The sequence below is a fragment of the Pseudomonas sp. G(2018) genome, assembly GCF_005502415.1.
Taxonomy (GTDB): Bacteria; Pseudomonadota; Gammaproteobacteria; order Pseudomonadales; family Pseudomonadaceae; genus Aquipseudomonas.
Window position 1 is genome coordinate 50,190 of the sequence record NZ_SCOO01000014.1, and the last position, 18,156, is coordinate 68,345.

At 58.8% G+C, this 18,156-nt stretch carries 18 protein-coding genes and 1 pseudogene; 5 read left to right on the forward strand and 14 right to left on the reverse strand.

Annotated elements, in window-relative coordinates; genetic code table 11:
* Positions 1-19: 19 nt before the first annotated feature.
* Together FFS64_RS15625 and FFS64_RS15630 are read left to right on the forward strand one after the other, a co-directional pair.
* Positions 20-1,594: a RimK family protein gene (locus tag FFS64_RS15625; RefSeq protein ID WP_137806125.1), complete on the forward strand. Its 1,575-nt coding sequence runs from the start codon at positions 20-22 to the stop codon at positions 1,592-1,594.
* 7 nt (positions 1,595-1,601) lie between these two features.
* Complete coding sequence (locus FFS64_RS15630) at positions 1,602-2,525, forward strand: magnesium transporter CorA family protein (RefSeq protein ID WP_137806126.1); 924 nt, start codon at positions 1,602-1,604, stop codon at positions 2,523-2,525.
* A 55-nt stretch (positions 2,526-2,580) separates the two neighbouring features.
* On the opposite strand, the gene FFS64_RS15635 is transcribed toward FFS64_RS15630, so the two are convergent.
* Positions 2,581-2,916, reverse strand: a complete 336-nt coding sequence (locus FFS64_RS15635) for a DUF2834 domain-containing protein (RefSeq protein WP_137806127.1) — start codon at positions 2,914-2,916, stop codon at positions 2,581-2,583.
* A gap of 247 nt (positions 2,917-3,163) precedes the next feature.
* Here FFS64_RS15635 and ilvA point away from each other — a divergent pair, with 247 nt between their 5' ends.
* Positions 3,164-4,174: a threonine ammonia-lyase, biosynthetic gene (gene ilvA / locus FFS64_RS15640; RefSeq protein WP_137806128.1), complete on the forward strand. Its 1,011-nt coding sequence runs from the start codon at positions 3,164-3,166 to the stop codon at positions 4,172-4,174.
* A gap of 53 nt (positions 4,175-4,227) precedes the next feature.
* Here ilvA and eco read toward each other — a convergent pair whose 3' ends face one another.
* Positions 4,228-4,710 carry a serine protease inhibitor ecotin gene (eco, locus tag FFS64_RS15645; RefSeq protein WP_137806129.1) on the reverse strand — a complete coding sequence of 161 codons (483 nt, stop codon included), beginning with the start codon at positions 4,708-4,710 and terminating at the stop codon, positions 4,228-4,230.
* A gap of 285 nt (positions 4,711-4,995) precedes the next feature.
* On the opposite strand from eco, the gene FFS64_RS15650 reads away from it, so the two are divergent.
* Positions 4,996-5,268 carry a DUF1652 domain-containing protein gene (locus FFS64_RS15650; protein WP_137806130.1) on the forward strand — a complete coding sequence of 91 codons (273 nt, stop codon included), beginning with the start codon at positions 4,996-4,998 and terminating at the stop codon, positions 5,266-5,268.
* On the opposite strand, the gene FFS64_RS15655 is transcribed toward FFS64_RS15650, so the two are convergent.
* Both FFS64_RS15655 and FFS64_RS15660 read right to left on the reverse strand, forming a co-directional pair.
* A complete protein-coding gene (locus FFS64_RS15655) occupies positions 5,265-5,660 on the reverse strand; it encodes a hypothetical protein (protein ID WP_137806131.1) in 396 nt (131 codons plus the stop codon). The genes FFS64_RS15650 and FFS64_RS15655 overlap by 4 nt on opposite strands.
* A gap of 87 nt (positions 5,661-5,747) precedes the next feature.
* On the reverse strand, positions 5,748-6,020 hold the full coding sequence (locus FFS64_RS15660; RefSeq protein WP_137806132.1) for a DUF2790 domain-containing protein: 273 nt from the start codon (positions 6,018-6,020) through the stop codon (positions 5,748-5,750).
* Positions 6,021-6,256: 236 nt separating this feature from the next.
* Between FFS64_RS15660 and FFS64_RS31720 the strand changes: the two are divergent.
* Positions 6,257-6,520: pseudogene (locus FFS64_RS31720) on the forward strand (OprD family outer membrane porin); the annotation flags it as partial.
* Between the two features lie 13 nt (positions 6,521-6,533).
* Here the strand turns inward: FFS64_RS31720 and FFS64_RS15670 are convergent.
* The 10 genes from FFS64_RS15670 to FFS64_RS15715 all read right to left on the reverse strand — a co-directional run bounded on the left by FFS64_RS15670 (position 6,534) and on the right by FFS64_RS15715 (position 18,136).
* Positions 6,534-7,478 carry a carbohydrate kinase gene (locus FFS64_RS15670; protein ID WP_137806133.1) on the reverse strand — a complete coding sequence of 315 codons (945 nt, stop codon included), beginning with the start codon at positions 7,476-7,478 and terminating at the stop codon, positions 6,534-6,536.
* A gap of 13 nt (positions 7,479-7,491) precedes the next feature.
* Positions 7,492-8,988 carry a xylulokinase gene (gene xylB, locus FFS64_RS15675; RefSeq protein ID WP_137806134.1) on the reverse strand — a complete coding sequence of 499 codons (1,497 nt, stop codon included), beginning with the start codon at positions 8,986-8,988 and terminating at the stop codon, positions 7,492-7,494.
* A gap of 165 nt (positions 8,989-9,153) precedes the next feature.
* Positions 9,154-10,626, reverse strand: a complete 1,473-nt coding sequence (locus FFS64_RS15680) for a mannitol dehydrogenase family protein (RefSeq protein WP_137806135.1) — start codon at positions 10,624-10,626, stop codon at positions 9,154-9,156.
* A gap of 17 nt (positions 10,627-10,643) precedes the next feature.
* Complete coding sequence (locus FFS64_RS15685; protein ID WP_095194201.1) at positions 10,644-11,747, reverse strand: ABC transporter ATP-binding protein; 1,104 nt, start codon at positions 11,745-11,747, stop codon at positions 10,644-10,646.
* A gap of 150 nt (positions 11,748-11,897) precedes the next feature.
* Entirely contained in the window at positions 11,898-12,728 is an 831-nt protein-coding gene (locus tag FFS64_RS15690; protein ID WP_095194202.1) for a carbohydrate ABC transporter permease, read from the reverse strand.
* A gap of 10 nt (positions 12,729-12,738) precedes the next feature.
* Positions 12,739-13,665 (reverse strand): carbohydrate ABC transporter permease, encoded by a 927-nt coding sequence (locus FFS64_RS15695; RefSeq protein WP_137806136.1) that lies wholly within the window; start codon positions 13,663-13,665, stop codon positions 12,739-12,741.
* Between the two features lie 84 nt (positions 13,666-13,749).
* The gene (locus FFS64_RS15700; protein WP_137806137.1) at positions 13,750-15,060 is read right to left on the reverse strand and encodes a sugar ABC transporter substrate-binding protein; all 1,311 of its coding nucleotides are present in this window, start codon (positions 15,058-15,060) and stop codon (positions 13,750-13,752) included.
* Between the two features lie 282 nt (positions 15,061-15,342).
* Complete coding sequence (locus FFS64_RS15705; RefSeq protein ID WP_137806138.1) at positions 15,343-16,248, reverse strand: AraC family transcriptional regulator; 906 nt, start codon at positions 16,246-16,248, stop codon at positions 15,343-15,345.
* Positions 16,249-16,417: 169 nt separating this feature from the next.
* Entirely contained in the window at positions 16,418-17,707 is a 1,290-nt protein-coding gene (locus FFS64_RS15710) for a glycosyltransferase (protein WP_137806139.1), read from the reverse strand.
* A gap of 63 nt (positions 17,708-17,770) precedes the next feature.
* A complete protein-coding gene (locus tag FFS64_RS15715) occupies positions 17,771-18,136 on the reverse strand; it encodes a response regulator (protein ID WP_137806140.1) in 366 nt (121 codons plus the stop codon).
* Between the last annotated feature and the right edge of the window lie 20 nt (positions 18,137-18,156).

The following is an 18,156-nucleotide window of genomic DNA, read 5'->3' on the forward strand; positions in this document are numbered from 1 at the left end:
CTCCAACGGATCAATCACTATGTCAGCGGTACAGGGTCATTGGCGCGAAGTATCCGAGCAAACTTTGCCGGCAGCAACTTATTTAAAAGACACCAGCAGAACTTCCAGCCAGTTGATTATCATCGTCGAGCGCAAGGAAGACTGGGCCTCTTATTTTCCCAGCGAAGACATCGTCACGGCTCAGGAATACCTGGAACAAACCCGCGACAATGAGCAAGGCAAGCGCGTTCAGGTCATCAACTTGTGCCGTAGCTACAAGTACCTGGGGCACGGTTATTACTGCTCGCTGCTGGCCGAAGCCCGCGGGCACAGGGTCATTCCGTCGGTGCGGACCATCAGCGAACTGACCCGGAAGTCCCTGTATGGATTGGCGCTGGACGACCTGGATAAAGCCCTGGAAAAAGCCCTCAGCCATCATGCTTACAGCGACACCGAGGGTTTTACCCTGACACTTTATTTCGGCAAGACCAATATTGAACCCTTGCAGGATCTGGCCCGACAGTTATTCGAAGTATTTGCCTGTCCTATCTTGTTAGTTGAATTTCGCCGAACGAATGGCTGGCACATCGAAGGCATAAAATCCGGCGCACTGCACAAGTTGCGAGAGGATCAGGAAGATCAATTCGCCCATTCCCTGGACAGTTTCAGTCGCAAGATCTGGCGTCTGCCGCGTTCACGACGGCTGGCCCGTTATGACCTGGCCATCCTGCACGATCCCCAGGAGGCTTTGCCGCCGTCGAATGCCACGGCGCTGGACAATTTCGTCAGGGTCGGCAGGACGCTGGGTATCGACGTCGAATTGATCGAACGCAAGGATTACGCACGGATTGCCGAGTACGACGGCCTGTTGATCCGCGAGACCACCAGCGTCGACAACCACACCTACCGCTTCGCCAAGAAGGCCGAGAGCGAAGGACTGGTGGTGATGGACGACCCGGCGTCGATCCTGCGTTGCACCAACAAGGTGTACCTGACCGACCTGCTCAAGAGCCATCAACTGGGCATGCCCGCCACCGAAATCCTCTACAAGGAGCGACCGGAAGACTTCGAACGGGTTGGCGAACGGCTGGGGTTTCCGCTGGTATTGAAAATCCCCGACGGGTGTTTCTCCCGGGGCGTGATCAAGGTCGAAAGCCAGCAAGCACTGCTCGAAGCCACCGCCGAGCTGTTTGAACACTCGGTACTATTGCTGGCACAGGAGTTCTTCTACACCGAATACGACTGGCGCATCGGTGTTCTCAACCGCAAACCGATCTTTGCCTGCCAATACTTCATGTCCAAGGGCCACTGGCAAATCTACAACCACAAGGCCAAGGGCCAGGACATCAACGGTGAATGCCGCACCCTGGCGGTTCACGAAGCGCCGCGGGCAGTGGTGGAACTGGCGGTCAAAACCGCCAACCTGATCGGCGATGGCCTCTACGGGGTCGACCTCAAGCAGTCCGGCGACAAAGTGGTAGTGATCGAAGTCAACGACAACCCGAACATGGACGCCGGCATCGAAGACGCCTACCTGCAGGACGACCTGTATTCGTTGGTGCTGGAAGAGTTCGTTCGCCGCCTGGAGCTTAAACGTCGCGGCCAGGCCTGGTGAGCGGCCGATGATCAAGCGTTTTCAATTGGTGGATGGCGCGTTGCACGCCGTTGATCACCTGGATGCCGACGTCATGCTGTTCAGCAACCCCGATGCTGCCGAGCGGTTCCTGCTGCACAGCCACTTCAAGCTCGATGAGCATGCCCTGGCTTCGGCGCTTGACCCCGATGAGGTTTCACGGATCGAGTTCCATCCCGACAATCTGTTCCTGATCTGGAAGCGCCCGGAAAACTACTCGGGTGCCGGTAGTCTGTCTTTCGAAGTATCGTCCTGCGGCCTGTTGTTTTGTGCTGATCGCTTGCTGGTAATCGCCACTGACGACGCGCCGCTCAACGGGCTCGGCAGGGGAAAGGCACTGAACACACCGCAGGATGTGTTGCTCGACCTGTTGTTCAACAACATCCATCACTATTTGGGTCACCTGAAAGTCATCAAGCTGGTTGCCCGGGAGTTGCAGCAGAAATTCAATGCATCAATGCAGAACCAGCACCTGATCCAGATGTTCAACCTCAGCGAAAGCCTGATCTACTACATCAACGCCATCCACAGCAATGGCGCGGTCCTGACCCGACTGCGCAACCATGCGCAAAAGGAACATTTCGACGCCCATGCCATTGGCCTGATCGACGATCTGATCATCGAAAACAACCAGTGCTACAAACAGGCTGAAATCTACTCGACGGTGTTCTCCGGCCTGATCGACGCGCGCGGCAACCTGATGAACAACAGCATGAACAACCTGCTACGCAAGTTGACGTTGATCAACGTGGTATTCCTGCCGTTGAACCTGATCGCGAGCATTGGCGGCATGTCCGAGTTCAGCATGATGACGGAGGGTACGCCGTGGTGGGTTTCCTATCCGTTGTTTTTGAGCGCAATGATGCTGGGGGCGGGGGTGATGGTGCTAGGGCTGAAGCGCTTGGCTAAATGAATGTGGCGTCTGTCAGGCTCGCGAAGGCAATGCCAACAGCACTGAAAACTCGGGATCAGATCTGTTGCGAAACACTCCCCGGTTTTTTGATGTCCTTGAGATTACGCACCACCAGATACAACAACGGCCCAACTGACACAAATACAGCAGTAACCATCAGATACGGCACCACCGACCACCCCGATTTCCCGCGCTTGCGCGCATCCTTGTACATCCAGATACCGGCCAGCGTCGCCAGTAAATAAAGATCAATCACCACCTGCGCTGTATCCGGGCGTGACATCAGGCTGAGGCCAAAATCGATCAGCGACTGTTCGGCCTGGAGCATCACCGAAACGGTGTAGCTGGCAAAGGCAATCAGGGCAACGAGAGGCAGGGCGACAGACTTCATGGTTTCCCTCCTTGGGACGATGAGCAGGATTGCCAGCCTACAGCGGCCGATGGACATTAGCCATTGACTTGCCATCAGCACCCGGCTAGTTTTCGGGCATGACTTCCACAGTATTGCGCTGCCAGCCAAGCATTATTACCGCCATTCCTCATTTGGCGGGCTAGCTCACGACTGCAGCACCCAACCCGCCCTAGAGGCGGGTTTTCATTTTCTGTCTCGGGGTTCTGATCAATATCAGGAGACGAACATGAGCGCCACCGCCCAACAGACCCTGCTAGAGCATTACGTCAAAAAGATCCTCGCCGCGCCGGTCTACGAACTGGCCGTGTGTACGCCGCTGCAACCGGCCCCCGCGTTGTCCCAGGCGCTGGGCAATAAGATTCTGCTCAAGCGCGAAGATCTGCAGCCGACCTTTTCCTTCAAGATCCGTGGTGCCTACAACAAACTGGTGAACCTGAGCGCCGCGCAAAAAGTTCGCGGCGTGATCACTGCTTCGGCCGGCAATCATGCCCAAGGCGTGGCACTGGCAGCTCGGGAATTAGGCATCGAGGCCACGATAGTCATGCCTGCCACCACGCCGGAGTTGAAGGTGCTGGGCGTGCGCAGTCGCGGCGCCGAGGCATTGCTGCAGGGTGAGAGCTTTCCGTTTGCCTTGACCCATGCGCTGGAGCTGGCACAGCAAACCGGCAAGACCTTTGTTTCGCCCTTCGACGATCCGGATGTGATCGCCGGACAGGGCACTGTCGCCATGGAGATCCTGCGCCAACATCAGGGGGCGCTGGACGCGATCTTTGTCCCGGTGGGAGGTGGCGGCTTGATCGCCGGCATCGCGGCGTACGTCAAATACCTGCGGCCTGAAGTGCGCATCATCGGCGTAGAGTCAGAACATTCCGCTTGCTTGCGCGCAGCGCTACAGGTCGATGAGCGTGTGGTCCTGCCAGCCGTGGGCACCTTTGCGGATGGAGTGGCGGTCGCGCAAATCGGCGTCCATGGTTTCGAATTGTGCCGGTTTTGCGTCGATGAAGTGCTGACAGTCAGCAATGATGAACTTTGCTCCGCGATCAAGAATATCTACGACGATACCCGTTCGATCACTGAGCCTTCCGGCGCCCTGGCCGTGGCTGGGATCAAGAAGTACGTAGCGCGCACCGGCGTCCGGGGTCAGAGCCTTGTGGCCATAGATTCTGGCGCCAACATCAATTTCGACAGTTTGCGGTATGTGGCAGAACGCGCCGGGTTAAGTGACGCTCCGGCGTGAAGGTGGTGGTCAGCAGCGGACACATGAAGGTCCGCTCTGGCACGATAACCCGGCTACTCCATGACAGCTTTGTCGACCTGACCCGACGCTGACCAGATCCGGTAGCGCACTTCGATGCCTTGGGGCACGTACAGCACAATCGGCAATTTGCTGTTGTAGCGCAACATGAAACCGTCACCGATTACCGGCACGAAATCCTGTTTGTTCTGGCCGTCCGGGCATGCCATCCGGGTACTCATTGGACCCATGACTTTTTCCAGGCGGTAATACGAATACCCCCAGCCCTCGAGCGTTTTTTCTTCAAGCGTGCCGCCCAGACGTTGCAGGTTGCAGTCAACGGTGAGGGTTTTGCCGGCGAGGATTTCGACTTTGAAGTCATTTTCCCGGGTTTGTGGCGTGAGCTGTATGACCTGGCGGGTATATCCGCTTTCAGGTTCGGGGTAAGGCGCGACCTTTTCGGGATCTGCCGCGTGTACGACGCTCGACAGTACGGCCGCGATCAGCCCTACGGTCGTGTTAAAGGTTGTGGGACCCATGTTGCCTCCTTGCATATGTACTCATGTGGAGGTCGAATTTTTACCGCCGTCGACGACTATTGCAAATAGGCAAGTGTGTGCAAATTGCACGATGGTCGCAGGCGTTTTTTTTGCAAATTGCATGGCAGGTGTTAATGCGCGGTTACACAAAACCTTGATTTACCGATGAACAACCGGGCGCATTCCAAGGCATGTTTTATGCTGTATCTGTTCTTGAGCTGACCGGGATATCAAATGAGTCAGCGTCGATGGTTGATTGGCAGTCTCACAAAGGAGAGGGTCGCCATGTTTCTTTCTGCCTTGGAACTACGCAATATCATTGAAAGCAGTTTCCTGCCGAGACGCTGCCAATGCACGCTGTCGCCGGATTTGTCGATGACCGTAAAAGTGTACGCCGATGGGGAAACCGACCAGCTGGATCTTTTGAAGACGGGTATCGATGCCCGGCGACTCAATGGCTGTCGGGAAATCAACGAACTGATTGCAGAGTTGCGCACCGATCTTCAGCATCACTACATCGAACCCGGGCATACTCAGCCGATGCGTAAAGTGCTTTAACCCGCGGCTTCGAACTCCACCGACACGCGCCGGGTCTGAAAAAAAGCCAGGCCCAGCGCCAGTTCCACTCCGACCGCAAGCAAGATACCCGGTCCGACATGGCCATTGAGCCATTCACCGAAGCCCAGTATCGCCAACCCCCAGCACCCGACCATCAAGCCATTGCTCAGTGCATTGCGAGTTGCAGATGGCGCTTCGTTGCGCACCAGATAAAACATCACCCCCAACGCCAGAAACAGTACCGCCATGCGTCGTGCAATCAGACCTGCCGCCAGTGAATAGTCGATATCCCAGGTGGCCAGCATCCAGTCGGGTATTACACCCCAGATCGAGGCCAGCAACAGACACAAGGCTGCGGTAAAAATCGACAACGTGCGAAACGAGAACTGCATGGCTGATCCTTGCGGCAGTGAGGGATCCAGAGCATAGCGTCAGATCCCTCACGCGAATACCGCAAGGCGTTATTTCAGACTTTTCCGTCAGTTCTGATAACTGCAGGCGTCAGAAAGTTTCCGGTAGGCGAGCTCCGCAGGTTTGCCCGACTGTTCATCGATGTAGGTCATCCTCGCAGTGACTACTTCGCAGTCGAGTGTATCGGGTTCGGTCAGTGCAATGACCTTGCCTACATGCAGAGGCATGCCGTAGTGGTAAGAGGGTACGGCTTGTGAGGAGGATGTGTCGTTGGCCTGGGCCAGACCGGTAAGCGAGACACACACAAAGGCAGCGGAAACGAGCAGGGCGCGCGAGTTCATGAGGCAATCTCCAGTGCAGTCGCAAGGTTGCTCGACGTGTCGTCGAACCTGCCGCACTGGGCGTCAGAGGACTCTGAGGGCGTGCGGTCCAGTAAGTGTTGGACCGCACGATTAAGCATTGGTTAACCCACCTGAACGCCACCTGTCGCTTTGCCACTACCGTTTGGCAGACAAAAACCTGTTGTTGTTCAGACTAAAGTCGTCTGCAGCAATAAAAAGTCTTCTGCCATCCTTTGTTCAGAGCTGGTTGGCAGCGCATGAACGGTGACAACTCGATGCCGTACCTGGATGGCACCAATCCGTATCTGGTCAACTACGTGCAGGTCAACGACTTAGCCGCCGCGCAAGAGCGCTCATGGCAGCTGCGTTACGACTATGATTTCAAGGCTATCGGCCTCAACGGCCTGACGTTCCTGACCCGCTACGTGAATGGCACCCACATCAAGGTGCCGGGCCTCGGGTGTTCGGTCAACATACAAGGAACGAGGCTTGCGCGCGAAGAGGCCCACGAAATCAACGAAGATCTAACTGATGCCGATACGGCAAATCCGGCCCGGTTTTGCTACAGGTCAGCGCCGCAGCCTGTACAGCAAAGCTCACCATCTCTTCGATCTGCTCACGACTGAGCCGCTGCAAACCCTCGACCGAATCCATCTGCTGCTCGGTCAACCAGGCAATCAACGCCGCCTGAAAGGTATCGCCAGCCCCCACGGTATCGGCGATCTGCACCGAACAGGCCGGCACCGACCACGAGCCAAACGCACGACTGAACACCGTCGCACCTTCACCGCCACGGGTCAGGAACACCAACTGGCAGCGATGCTGCAGCCAGCCGTCGATGACCCGCGCTGGATCCTGCTCGGGATACAGCAGGCTCAAGTCCTCATCACTGACCTTGATCAGGTCGGCATGCTCGACCAGGGTGGCAATCCGCGAACGCCACAGTTCGATGTTCGGTTGCGGATTGAGCCGCACGTTCGGATCGAGGCTGATCAGGCGCTTACCGCTTTCCCGTTGCACCAGCGCCAGCAAGGTATCGGCGATCGGTTGCACCACCAGCGAGAACGAACCGATATGCAGTCCGCGCACCTCAGGCCCGAGCGTCGGCAGATGTTCGGGTCTCAGCTGCCTGTCGGCGCAGCCTTCGCCCCGGAAGCTGTAGTGCGGCGAGCCATTGGCGCCGACCGCGACCATTGCCAGGGTCGTGGGCGCGGCGAAATCCAGCAGATAGTCCGTGCGCACGCCTTCATCCTGCAGCACTTGCAGCAAACGCCGACCCAGGTAGTCGGTGGACAACCCGGCCAACAGGGCCGCGTCCACGCCCAAACGACGCAAACCCACGGCGACGTTGAACGGCGAACCGCCGGCAATGGCCTTGAAATTCACTTTTGAAGCCAGACCGCTGGCATCGTTTTCACTGAAGAAATCGAACAGCGCTTCGCCACACACCAGATACATAGTTGTTCACTCTTTAAAGGGTTGCGACATGCTGTTGATAGCGTTCATAGGCCTTTTGCGAGGCCGTCACGTTTTCGGCAATCGGCAGGGTTTCGCTGGCCTGGTCGAGTTTCACGCAACGCGCGCACAGATCGGCCAGACTGTCCTCTTGCCCGTTTGCCCAGGACTTGCACCACGCCGCCTGAATCGCCGCGCCAAGGGCGGCGGCTTCACTTTGCTCGGTGCAGATCACGGGGGTGTTCATGGTATCGGCGACGATCTGCCGCCATACCTGACTTTTCGAGCCACCGCCGATCAGGCAGATGCTGCGGCTTTGTAAGCCATTGTGGCGCATCAGGTCCAGCCCGTAACGCAATCCGAAAGTGGTGCCTTCGACCACGGCACGGCACAGGTTGGCCCGGGTCAGATTGGTCAGGGTCAAGCCCAGCACGCTACCGGTGGCGTGGGGCAGGGCGGGAACCCGTTCACCGTTGAGGAACGGCAGCATGCACACCCCTTCGGCACCGATGGGGGCCATGGCCACCAGGTCGTTGAAGGGTTCGATGTCCAGTTCCAACAGTTCACGAATGACGCCGGTGGCATTGGTCAGGTTCATGGTGCAGATCAGCGGCAGCCAGCCGCCACTGGAAGAACAGAAGGTCGCGACCGACGCATCCGCGCTGATTTTCGGTTGGTCGGCATAGGCGTAAACCGTGCCGGACGAACCGAGGCTCATGGTGATCGCGCCGGGCTGGATGTTGCCGGTGCCGATGGCGCCCATCATATTGTCGCCGCCGCCGCTGGACACCAGCGCTTGCGGGTTGATGCCCAGGTGTTCGGCGATGGCCGGCAGCACGGTGCCGACGGCCGCGTGGGCGTCGATCAGTTCCGGCAGCGCGGCTTGCAGGCGCCCGGTGGGGTCGATGTCGCGCAGCAACTGCAAATCCCACTGACGGCTGCGCACGTTGAAGTAGCCGGTGCCGGAGGCATCACCGTACTCGCTGCAACCGCGGCCGGTGAGCCAGAAATTGAGGTAGTCGTGGGGCAGCAGAATGCGAGCAATCCGGGAAAAAATTTCGGGATGTTGCTCTTTGGTCCACAGCAGCTTGGACAGGGTGTACCCCGGTGCGATGACCACGCCAAGGCGCTCCAGCGAGCCTTTTTCGCCGCCCAGATGAGCCAGCAATCGATCGTTTTCCGCGATGGTTTCGGTGTCGCACCAGAGCTTGGCCGGGCGCAGGACCTGGCCCTGATCGTCAAGCAGCACCAGGCCATGTTGCTGGCCGGAAACGCCGATGCCGAGGATGTCCATGCCGTCGACATCGGCCGCCAACAGCGCGCGGCGGGTGGCGACGGTGAACGCTTCCAGCCATTGCGCGGTGTCTTGCTCGCGACGGCCGTTGGCGCCGCTGATCAGCGTGTGCGCCGCCGAGCCCTGGCCCAGGACCTGGCCGCTGAGGGCATCGAGGACAAGGGCTTTGGTGCCTTGAGTACCGCAGTCGATGCCCAGGAATAGTTGTCGGGTTGCCATGGAAAAGTCCTTGGTGTGTCAGGTCGATCTCGGTGATCTGTCAGTCCGCCATCGCGGGCAAGCCCGCTCCCACAGGGATCAATGTCGTTCGCAAAACTGTGTTCCACCATGGAAACTGTGGGAGCGGGCTTGCCCGCGATGACTGCGGCTGCTTCACCGCAGGGCTCAGGCCAAAATCCGCTCCAGGGTCCGCGTCACCCCCACTTCCCGCAAACTGTTGCAACACCACTCAAACGCCGCGACAAACTCCGCCGAACGCGGTATCGCCGAACCAAAAATCTCCTCAACCCCCAACAACCGCTGGGTGATCAATGCATCGTCGGCCACCAATGCCTGACAGAACGCCGCCCGCGGATCAGGAATCGCGTAGGTGTCACCCATCTCATCCACACCCTTCAAATACAACGCCCAGGCCGCCACCACCAGCGCCGCACGCTTGGTTTCCCGGCCATCGGCGATCAACCGGTTGATCGTGGGAACGGTGAACTTGGGAAACTTCGACGAACCATCCGAACACACGCGCTCCAGTTGATCGGCAATGGCCTGATTGGAAAAGCGCGCCACCAGAGTGTTCTTGTACTCGGTCAGGTCGATCCCAGGCACCGGCGACAGTTGCGGTGTGACGTCGAGGTCCATGTAGGCGCGCATGTAACGCACGAACAATGGGTCGTTCATGGTCTCGTGAACAAAACGATAGCCCTTCAAAAAGCCCAGATACGTCAGCGCCAGATGACTGCCGTTGAGCAGCTTGATCTTCATCTCTTCGTAAGGCGTGACGTCGTCGGTGAACTGCACGCCGACCTTTTCCCAGGCCGGGCGGCCGTTGACGAATTTGTCCTCCAGCACCCATTGCACAAACGGCTCGCAGACCACCGGCCAGGCATCGTCCACGCCGTGTTTGTCCGCCAGTTGCAGGCGATGTTCGGTGCTGGTCATCGGTGTGATGCGGTCGACCATGGCATTGGGGAAGCTCACGTTGCGCTCGATCCAGTCCCGCAGATCGGCATCCCGCAGCGCGGCGAAGGTCAGCAATGCCTTGCGGGTCACCACGCCGTTGTGCGGCAGGTTATCGCAGGACATCAAGGTGAACGCCGGCGTACCCGCCGCTCGACGTTTGGCCAGTGCGGCGCAAAGGAAACCGAACACGGTTTTCGGTGCATCCGGGTGCGCCAGGTCGTGCTGGATCTGCGGCAGATGGGCCATGAACTCGCCGCTGCTGTCGTCAATGCAGTAGCCGCCTTCGGTGATGGTCAGCGAAACAATGCGGATCTGCGGATCGGCGAGTTTGTCGATCAGCGCCCGGGCACTGTCTTCGGCCAGCAGCATGTCACGGATCGCCCCGATCACCCGGACTTCGGTGTCGTCGGTATCACCCAGTTCGAACAGGGTGAACAGGCAGTCCTGCTCCTTGAGATCGTCCCGGGCGCGACGATCCTCGGCACGCAGGCCGACGCCGCAGATGGCCCAGTCCAGGCCTTCGCCCAGGTTCATCAACGCGTCGGTGTAATACGCCTGATGGGCACGGTGGAAACCGCCGACGCCGATATGCGCGATGCCTTGGCGAGTGTCGCTCAGGGAATAGGCGGGCAGCACTACCTCGGGGGCGAGACGGTTGAGGTTTTGTTTGTTCAGTTTCATTACAAGCACTCGATAAGTCAGGCAGCAGCGCGCAACGGGCGGGTCAGCGCCACGCCGTTGGCATCGAATAAATGACAGTGGCCGGCATCCAGATGCAGGCTCAGGGTTTCGCCGTAGCGGCTGGCCAGGTCACCGCGAACGCGCAGGGTCAGGGCTTCGCCGGAAGCGGTCCGCACGTGGCAGAAGGTGTCGCTGCCCAGGCGTTCGCTGACATCGGCGGTGACTTGCAAGGTGCAGTCGCCCGGCTTGGCCAACTCCAGATGTTCCGGGCGGATGCCCAGGGTGACGGCGCCGCCGACGCTCAGGTTGGCGCCGCTCAGCGGCAGGCTGATACGGGTGCCGGCCTCCAGCTGTACTTCACAGCCCTGGCTGTCGACCCGGGTGACCTGGCCCTTGAGGAAGCCCATCTTCGGCGTGCCGAGAAAGCCTGCGACAAACAGGTTGGCCGGCTGGTGATAAAGGTCCAGGGGCGAGCCGACCTGCTCGATCTTGCCGCCATTGAGCACCACGACCTTGTCGGCCATGGTCATGGCTTCGACCTGGTCGTGGGTCACGTAGATCATGGTGGCTTGCAGCTCTTTGTGCAGGCGCAGCAACTCCAGGCGCATCTGCACCCGCAGGGCGGCGTCGAGGTTGGACAGCGGTTCGTCGAACAGGAAGATTTTCGGGTTGCGCACGATGGCCCGGCCAATCGCAACGCGCTGGCGCTGACCGCCGGACAGTTGCTTGGGCTTGCGCTCCAGCATCGGACCCAGTTCGAGGATGCGTGCGGCTTCGCCCACTTTCTTCTCGACTTCGGCTTTCGGTACGCCGGCAAGATCGAGGGCGAACGACATGTTTTTGCGCACGCTCATGTGCGGGTACAGGGCGTAGGTCTGGAACACCATCGCCAGATCGCGTTTGGCCGGGCTGACTTCAGTGATGTCGCGGCCGTCGAGTTCAATGGTGCCGCCGCTGACTTCCTCAAGGCCGGCGATCAGGCGCAGCAGGGTGGATTTGCCGCAGCCAGACGGGCCGACGAACACCACGAATTCCTTGTCGTTCACTTCCAGGTCGATGCCCTTGATGATGGAAAAGCCTTCGAAGCCTTTTTGCAGATTCTTGATTTTCAGGTTGGCCATGGTGATGGGCCTCCACTTTTCGTTATTTGGTAAAACCTGTAGGAGCGAGCTTGCTCGCGATGGATTCACAGGCGACGCGTTCATTCAGGCGGCCCGCGTTATCGTTCACGTCCATCGCGAGCAAGCTCGCTCCTACAGGGATTGGGTTAGTCATTTCACGGCACCGAACGAAAGGCCGCGCACCAGTTGTTTCTGGCTGATCCAGCCGAAGATCAGGATCGGTGCGCAGGCCAGGGTCGAGACCGCCGACAACTTGGCCCAGAACAACCCTTCGGGGCTCGAATACGAGGCGATCAACGCGGTCAGTGGAGCGGCTTTCGACGAGGTCAGGTTCAGCGACCAGAATGCTTCGTTCCAGCACAGAATCAGCGACAGCAGCACGGTGGACGCCAGGCCGCCCTTGGCGATCGGCAGCAGTACCCGAAGCATTTCCTGCCACAGGGTGGCGCCATCCAGGCGGGCGGCTTCGAGGATGTCCTTGGGAATGTCCTTGAAGTAGGTGTAAATCATCCAGACCACGATCGGCAGGTTGATCAGGGTGTAGATCACGATCAGCGCAATGCGCGTGTCGAGCAGGCCGAAGCTCTTGGCCAGCAGGTAGATCGGCATCAGCACGCCCACCGGCGGCAGCATCTTGGTGGAGAGCATCCACAGCAGCGTGCCTTTGGTGCGCTGGGTTTCGTAGAACGCCATGGAGTAGGCCGCCGGCACTGCAATCAGCAGGCACAGGGCCGTGGCGCTGAAGGAAATCACCACCGAATTCCAGGCGAAGCTGAAGTAGTCGCTGCGCTCGTTGATGTGCAGGTAGTTCTCCAGCGTTGGCGTGAAGATGAACTGCGGTGGCGTGGCGAAGGCGTCGATTTCGGTTTTGAAGCTGGTCAGCACCATCCAGAAGATCGGGAAGAAGATCAGGATGGCGATGGCCCAAGCCAGGGTGCCGAGCAGCAGGCTTTGCAGGCGGCGGGATTGTTGTAGGGTCATGGCGCGGGCCTCAGGCTTTGTCTGTCAGGTTTTTGCCGATCATCCGCACCAGGACGATGGCCGCGATGTTGGCAATCACCACCGCAATCAAGCCGCCGGCAGACGCCGTGCCGACGTCGAACTGCACCAGCGCCTGGTTGTAGATCAGGTAGGCGAGGTTGGTCGAGGCGTAGCCGGGGCCGCCGTTGGTGGTGGTGAAGATTTCGGCGAACACCGAGAGCAGAAAGATGGTTTCGATCATCACCACCACCGCAATCGGTCGCGCCAGATGTGGCAAGGTCAGGTGCCAGAAAATCGCGATCGGCCCGGCACCGTCCAGGCGCGCGGCTTCTTTCTGTTCCTGGTCGAGGGACTGCATGGCAGTCATCAGGATCAGGATCGCGAAGGGCAGCCATTGCCACGAGACAATGATGATGATCGACAGCAGCGGGTAGTGCGCCAGCCAGTCCACCGGTTGCGCGCCGAACAGTTTCCAGACGTAGGCGAGAATTCCCGACACCGGATGGAAAATCAGGTTCTTCCAGATCAGCGCACCGACGGTGGGCATGATGAAGAACGGCGAGATCAGCAAGACCCGCACAATGCCGCGACCGAGAAACTCACTGGCCTCCAGCAGCGCGCTGATCAACACCCCCAGCACCACACTGATCAACAGCACGCTGCCCACCAGTAGCAAGGTGTTGGTGGCACCGGGCATGAACCCTGAATCCGTGAGGAAGTAAGTGAAGTTCTCCAGCCCCACGAATTCGTTTTCGCCGGGGTAGAGCAGGTTGTAGCGGATCATCGAGAAGTAAACGGTCATGCCCAGCGGCACGATCATCCACAACAGCAGCAACGCCACAGAAGGGCTGACCAGAAACCAGCCGGGGTTGGCCAACCGGCTTTTGCGCAGCGGTTGGGAGAGTTCCATGTGAGCTTTGGCAGTTGAAGTATTCATGGCTTTAAAACCGTTTGGGTGCAGAAGAATGGTCAGGACCGACAGGGCTTCCTGACATCGACGCGAACCTTGTGGGAGCGGTGGTTATTTCGGATAACCCGCGCGCTTCATCTCGCGTTCGGTGGTTTGCTGGCCGGCGGCCAGGGCCTGGTCGACCGTGGTCTGGCCGATCAAGGCCGCCGAGAACAGTTTGCCGACCTGGGTGCCGACAGCCTGGAACTCGGGGATGGTCACCAGCTGGATGCCGATGTACGGCACGGGTTTGGCGCTCGGCTTGCCCGGGTCCGCCGCCTTGAGCGATTCCAGGGTGACTTTGGCGAACGGCGCGGCATTCATGTAGGCCTCGCTGTAAGTCGAGGCCCGGGTGCCGGGTGGTACGTTGGCGATGCCGTCTGTCTTGGCGACCAGTTCGCCGTACTCCTTGGACGTGGCCCAGGCGCTGAAGGTTTTCGCGGCGTCCTTGGCCTTGGAACTGGTCGGGATCGCCAGTGCCCAGGAGTACAACCAGGCCGAGCCTTTGTCGGTGGTTTCATGGGGTGCGAAGGTGAAGCCGACGTGGTCGCTGACCTTGCTCTGGGTCTTGTCGGTGACGAACGAGCCGGCGACGCTGGCATCGACCCATATCGCACATTTGCCGCTGTTGAACAGCGCGAGGTTTTCGTTGAAACCGTTGCTCGAAGCACCCGGAGGACCGGATTGTTTCATGGTGTCGACGTAGAAGTTCAGCGCGTTTTTCCACTCGGGGCCGCTGAATTCCGGTTTCCACTGCTCGTCGAACCAGCGTGCGCCGTAAGCATTGGCGACGGTGGTGATCAATGCCATGTTCTCGCCCCAGCCGGCCTTGCCGCGCAGGCAGATGCCGTACTGTTCTTTATCCTTGTGGGTGAGCTTGCTGGCGAATTCGCCGATCTGGGTCCAGGTCGGGCGCTCGGGCATGGTCAGGCCGGCGTCCTTGAACAGGTCGGTGCGGTAATAGGTGATCGAGCTTTCGGCATAGAACGGCAAGGCATACAGCGAACCCTTCACCGACAAGCCTTCACGCACCGACGGGAACACATCGTCGAGGGCATAGCTGGCGGGCAGATCCTTCATTGGCTCCAGCCAACCCTTGGCGCCCCAGAGTGCCGCTTCGTACATGCCGATGGTCAGCACGTCGAACTGCCCGCCCTGAGTGGCGATGTCGGTGGTCAGGCGCTGACGCAAGACGTTTTCTTCGAGTACCACCCAATTGAGCTTGATCTGCGGATGCTCGGCCTCGAAGGTTTTCGAGAGCTTTTGCATGCGGATCATGTCGCTGTTGTTGACGGTGGCGATGGTCAGGGTCTGGGCGCCGAAGCTGACGCTGCTGAGGGTCATGCAGGTGAGGGCTAACAGAGCTTTTATAGAAGGTTGCATCATGCACTCCTTTTCTGCACCCGGCGGGATACAGAAGGACAGTTATTGTTTTTGTGTCTTCCGACGGCAGGAAGAATGTGCGCTGATTACAGCCTTCAATTGAGGGCGAGACAAATCATCCGTCGCACTTGGATTGATACTTTTTTGCACTGGGGTTGGGGGTGGTTAACGTAGAGAAGGGCTTTTCAGCGAGGGGGCGGTATCGGATACGTACAGGTTTCAGCTGTGAAAACAGGCCATAACCTGTGGGAGCGAGCAGGCTCGCTCCCACAGGTGGTGTACTCAGGTGAGGTTCTGCTCGGTCAGCCGCTGCACCACCAGCCGCCGATAGTGCGACGGGGTCATGCCCTTGAGCTGCTGGAAGCGTCGGTTGAAATTGGAAATGTTGTTGAAGCCTGATTCGAAGCACACATCGGTCACCGGTTTGTCACCATCGGCCAGCAACTCGCAGGACTTGCTGATGCGCAGGCGATTGACGAACTCGATGAAGCAGCGTCCGGTGGCCTGTTTGAACACCCGGCTGAAATAGGTGGGCTTCATGCCCAGATGCTCGGCGACTTCCTCCAGCGTCAAGTCCCTGGCGTAGTGAGCGAAAATGTAATCCACCGCCCGGTTGGTGCGGTCTATGTTGTGTTCGTCCGCCAGTTGCGGCGTGGTCGCGCCGGACAGCAACTGGTAATCATCGCAGGCCGCGAGCAATTCCAGCAGTATGAAAAAGTGCCCGAGGCGGGTCATTCCCGTGGTATCGGCAATGCGCTGCATCAGCTCCATTGCTTTGCGAATTGTCTGCTTGCAGCGAAATTCGATGCCGTACTGCGCACGCTCCAGCAACGGCGCGAGGGTCTTGAGTTCGGCAAACACCTGATAGCCGCTGTCGAACAACTCGTCGGTGAAATTGACCAACATGTCTCGTTTGGGCACCACTTCGTCTTCGGCGACCTGGCTGATCCAGTTGTGGGGCAGGTTGGGGCCGGTGAGAAACAGGGTTTCGGGGTAGAAATTACCGATGTAGTCGCCGATGAACACCTTGCCGGAGCTGGCGACGATCAGGTGCAGTTCGTATTCCTTGTGGAAATGCCAGCGCACCAGGGGGCAGGGGAAGCCATGCTGGCGATAGATGATGGACAACCCGTTGTGGTCATCCATCAGCTCATAGGAAGGGTCGGTCACTCTGGCAGTGCGGTTCATATCGGAACGCTTTTGTTGTTATCGCCCGCTGATCATGCCTCGTTCGGGGCAGCCATGCCAATCGACGGATCGCCCCCTGTAGGAGCGAGCTTGCGATGGTCGTCAACGATAACGCGCCCTGCCTGAATGATCGTGGTATCCAGACGTTTTTCGCGAGCAGAGCTCGCTCCTACAAGCGGTTTTTCGCTTCAATCCATTGCGACATGTATTGCGTACTTTTGTGCTGATGATGACGCAGCATGCTGCCGGTGAAGTTATTCCGTCTGATAGAGGGCAGATGCTCCAGACAATACTCAATCCGGGCGATCAAGGCAGGACCATGAACATTTTGCTGGTAACGATTGGCCAGCAGCTGCAGTCCTTGCACTTGCGCTTCCAGCCATCGGCCCTTGTCTTGATGGAGTTGCACGGCACTGTCGGCGAATGCCCGGGCTGTGTGTGTCACCGCACCCGGCCATGGCTCCTCGCCATGCATCGCTTCTGCACCCACCGGCGTCGTGACATTGGGCGTGCCAGTGAGCATCGCATCGACAATCTTGCCCTTGACCCCCGCGCCGAAACGCAACGGTGCCAGACACACCCGTGCCGCCGACATGACTTGCAGCGCATCTTGCGCCCAGTTCATCACATGGAAACCCTGGGCCGGGTTGTGCAGGGCAGTCGCCTTGGGTGGTGTGTAGGCGCCATAGATGTGCAATTGAGCGCCGGGCAGTTGCGCGCGGATCAGCGGCCAGATAGTGGTTTTCAGCCAGAGTACCGCATCCCAGTTGGGCGCGTGGCGGAAGTTGCCGATATGCAGAAAGTGCGCACGGTCTTCGAATGAGACGGGTGCGGTACTCGGCAGATCAACCATTAACGGACACCAATGCAACAGGTTGCGCGGTACCTTGAACTGCTCGACCAGCAATTCGATTTCCACTTCAGAAATCATCAGGTTCAAGTCGCAACGATAAATTGCCGCGATTTCCCGTTGGGCCAGATCGGTATCGGCCATGAACTCGAACTCTTCGCGCAACGCCGGTGCGAACAGTTCGCTGAAATCATTGGCATCATCGCTGGCCTTCAAACGCTGCTTGAGCCGCTGATGCCGGGCGTCGCGCAGGCTTTGCAGGTCCGAGGTCTCAAGCACCCGCAGCGCATCGGGGCAGCATTTTTCAACGCGCCAGCCGAACTGCTCTTCCATCATGAAGCGATCGAACAACACCACATCCGGGGCCAGTTCGCTGATGAAAGTGTCGAAACTGCTGTCGTTCAACTCGATCGGTACTTCGTCGATGCCCAGTACTGTCAGGTCTGCCCGGTGTTCGCCGGAACGTGCGGGACTGCTGAAGGTGATGTCCCAACCTTGCTGCCGGAAGCTCTCGAGGATTTGCATCATATGCCCGCCTGCTGCGGAAGAGCGGGGCTCGGGCCAGACGTAACCAATGACCAGGACTTTGGTTGCGCGGGGCTGACTCATGAACGGGGATTCCTTGAAGCGGGCAAAGGGCGGAAAAAAGGGGGGATTAAACCACGGCGGGTATCAGGAGTTCTCGAGGATACTTTTGACCTTGTCCCGCAACTGATCAATGGAGAACGGTTTACCGATCACGTGCATGTCCGCAGGCACCTCAATGTTTTCGGCATAACCGCTGGCAAACAAGATCGGCAGAGCAGGGCGTAACGAACGCGCCTCGTTGGCCAGTTCCCGACCGTCCATTATCGGCAGCCCGATATCAGTCATCATCAGGTCGATGTGGCGGTTCCGGTCCTTGAGGAGCTTCAGAGCCTCTTCGCTGCCGTCGGCTTCCAGCACATTGAACTCCAGCTCCTCAAGCACATCGACAATCAGCATGCGCACGATGGAGTCGTCTTCGACAACCAGAATGGTGGAGGCGTTGGCAGGCATAGTGAAAGTCTCGAGAGTGT